Raw genomic sequence first — 2,726 nt, 5'->3', positions numbered from 1 at the left:
ATCAGTTCGATCACGTTGGCGGAGTTGCGCTTCGGTGCGGACGCGAAAGGGTCGCGCAAACTGCACGGCCTCATCGACACGTTCGTGCTGTCGGTCGCGGTGCTGCCGTTCGATCGGGCGGCCGCTGACCGGTTCGGACCGATCGCCAATGCCCTGGCGAGGCGCGGTGAGCCTATCGGCACGTTTGACACGCTTATCGCGGCCCATGCGTTGTCGCTCGGCCTGACCTTGGTCACCAACAACGCCAAGCACTTCCAGCGAGTCGCGGGGCTCAAGACGGCGAACTGGGTCTGAATGCGGAGGAAGCCGCCGAACAACGCGCTGCACCCGACCGGCGCTGGTGTATCGTGAGCACCGGCGGGTGAGCGCGGAACGTTCGGCGGACTTGAGTGAATGGAGACTTCGATGCGCTGGTACCACTACGTAGCGTATTTCTTCGGCGGTGCCTTTCTCGCGAACGCTCTTCCACACCTGGGCAACGGGATCTCCGGGCATGCGTTTCAGAGTCCGTTTGCATCGCCACCTGGGGAAGGCCTGTCCTCCTCGACGGTCAACGTCTTGTGGGGTCTGTTCAATCTCGCGGTTGGCTACCTGCTCGTGTGTCGCGTGGGACGGTTTGATCTGCGGAAGACCCGACACGTACTCATCGTGGGAGTAGGCATCCTGATCATGTCAGTCATGCTTGCACGCACGTTCGGTCGGTTCCATGGGGGAATGTGACGAGCCGTGGACCTGTGCGGATGCCGCCGAACAAGCGCATGCAGCAGACGGTCGGCGCGATGTTGAGGCATGGCGCGCCGCGCGCTGCTGATGCGCGGCGTTAGCCAGATTCGGATTCGAGACCATGCCATTGTTCACGGTTTCAAAATCGACCCTGCAGCCCGTGGCACAGTCGAAGTTTAGCTCAGAGAAGCTGCTGCAGCAGCTCGTCGAGAAGAACTTCGACACGGTCTTCAAGTGTCGCCTCGTGGCGTCGGAGTTTTCGACAGGAGCGCAACACGCGGGCCGGATTGACACCCTTGGCCTGTCCGAAGACAACAACCCGGTCATTGTCGAGTACAAGAACGTTGAATCGTCCGACCTCGTGAACCAGAGTCTTTTCTACCTGTCGTGGATTCAGGACCATCGGGGAGACTTCGAGATCGCCGCACAGAAAGTGCTAGGCCCCAAGATCGAGGTCGACTGGTCGGACGTTCGAGTCATCTGCATAGCTCCGAACTATCGAAAGTACGATCTGCATGCGGTCCGCATGATGGGGGCGAACATCGAGCTGTGGACGTACCGTCTGTTCGCGAACGACGTCTTGTACCTCGAGGAGATCTTTCAGAAGTCCGATTCAGGTGTTGGAGCGGTGTCGGCTCTGGGAAAGAATCCCGTAATGGTTGCCGCCGGGAAGAAGGCCGCTGTTGCCCGTGCAACCGGCTCCTACACCTTCGAACAGCATCTCACGGGCAAACCAGACGCGATGCGTCAGCTGGCCGTAAGTGTCAACGATTTCATCACTGGTCTTGATCCTGCGATTGAAGTGTCTCCGAAGAAGTTCTACGTCGCCTACAAGACCTCCCAGAACATCGTCTGCATGGAAGTGAAACAGCAGCGAGTCTTGCTGTACCTAAAGCTCGATCCCAAGGTCGCCCGTGGCCCGAAGGGGATCTTCCGGGACGTCACCGACGTGGGCCACTACGGCACGGGAGACCTGGAAGTGTCCCTCAAGGATGCACCCGACCTCGAAGCCGCGAAGGTCTTCATTCAGAAGGCCTACGAGCAGGTGGGCGGATGAACTGGCTAACCTCGGCTTGCAGCCGACGGCGGCGCGTGCAGGCATCTGGTGCCGCCGCGGCTGAAGCCGGGCGTTAGCCGGACAGCGACAATGGCACAAATACCGGTGACATCGGAAGCCGCCTTCGAGACGCTGTTGGCGTCGATCGCTGAGGACGCGGCGACAGCGTCGATACACTGGCGGCTGTGCAAAGACCTTTTCGCGGCCGTTCCGGAGTTCGTCACGGAACTCAATGAGGCGCCGGCGTTCTGGTCTCTGACGATGAACGCCCATCGCGAGGTTACCCTCTTCCGGCTCGGCCGACTCTACGATCAACAGAATGGCGCCCTCAGCCTGCGCAGCCTGGTGGATACCATTTCCGCGAATCGTCATCTCTTCGACGTCGATCGGTTCAGGGAACGGCTCAAGGGCAACCCGTTCATCGACAGCTTGGCCGACGGCGCGAGGCAACCAGAGGAGTCCGCCTTGCTCCACGACGCCGCCAGCGTTTCGGAGGAGGGCGACCCGTTGGTCAGGAAGTTGCTGGCCATTCGGAACAGGGTCTTGGCACACCGCGATGCTCGCGTAGCCTTGGGCGTCGTCGCGGATCCCGCCGGGACGCTTGCTCCGCCCGACATCGACGCGCTTCTCGAACGCGCTGCGACGGTCGTCAACCGGTACTCAATCATGTTCCGCGCCGGCAGCCACGCGATGTGGATGTTCGGCGGCAACGATTGGAAACAAGTGTTGCGGAGAGTCAGGAACGATTTGAATACGACGAAATCCAGGATCGCGGCGGAGATCGCATGCGCAGAGAAATCACAGGGTGAGCGGTCGGCAAGATAGGTAACAGATCAGTCCGGGGACATGGGTGACATGTTCTTTCGGACCGTGCGGCCTTTGTGATCTTCAATCCTCAGCAGCCGTTCATCCATAAGTCCCAGCCTGACCGGTCCAAAGTATACGT

At 60.3% G+C, this 2,726-nt stretch carries 4 protein-coding genes; all 4 read left to right on the top strand.

Annotation, left to right across the window (positions count from 1 at the left end; all coding sequences use genetic code 11):
• Window positions 1–294, top strand: a 294-nt coding sequence (locus NT151_08890) for a type II toxin-antitoxin system VapC family toxin (protein ID MCX6539033.1), incomplete at its 5' end; no start/stop codon positions are given.
• Window positions 295–405: 111 nt separating this feature from the next.
• A complete protein-coding gene (locus NT151_08885; protein MCX6539032.1) occupies window positions 406–720 on the top strand; it encodes a hypothetical protein in 315 nt (104 codons plus the stop codon).
• Window positions 721–844: 124 nt separating this feature from the next.
• The gene (locus NT151_08880; GenBank protein MCX6539031.1) at window positions 845–1,780 is read left to right on the top strand and encodes a DUF5655 domain-containing protein; all 936 of its coding nucleotides are present in this window, start codon (window positions 845–847) and stop codon (window positions 1,778–1,780) included.
• A gap of 90 nt (window positions 1,781–1,870) precedes the next feature.
• The gene (locus NT151_08875; GenBank protein MCX6539030.1) at window positions 1,871–2,605 is read left to right on the top strand and encodes a hypothetical protein; all 735 of its coding nucleotides are present in this window, start codon (window positions 1,871–1,873) and stop codon (window positions 2,603–2,605) included.
• Window positions 2,606–2,726: the final 121 nt, after the last annotated feature.

This window comes from Acidobacteriota bacterium, assembly GCA_026393675.1.
Classification (GTDB): Bacteria; Acidobacteriota; Vicinamibacteria; order Vicinamibacterales; family JAKQTR01; genus JBAXOX01.
Note: the sequence above shows the minus strand (reverse complement) of the source record. Positions and strands in the feature narration are given on the sequence as shown.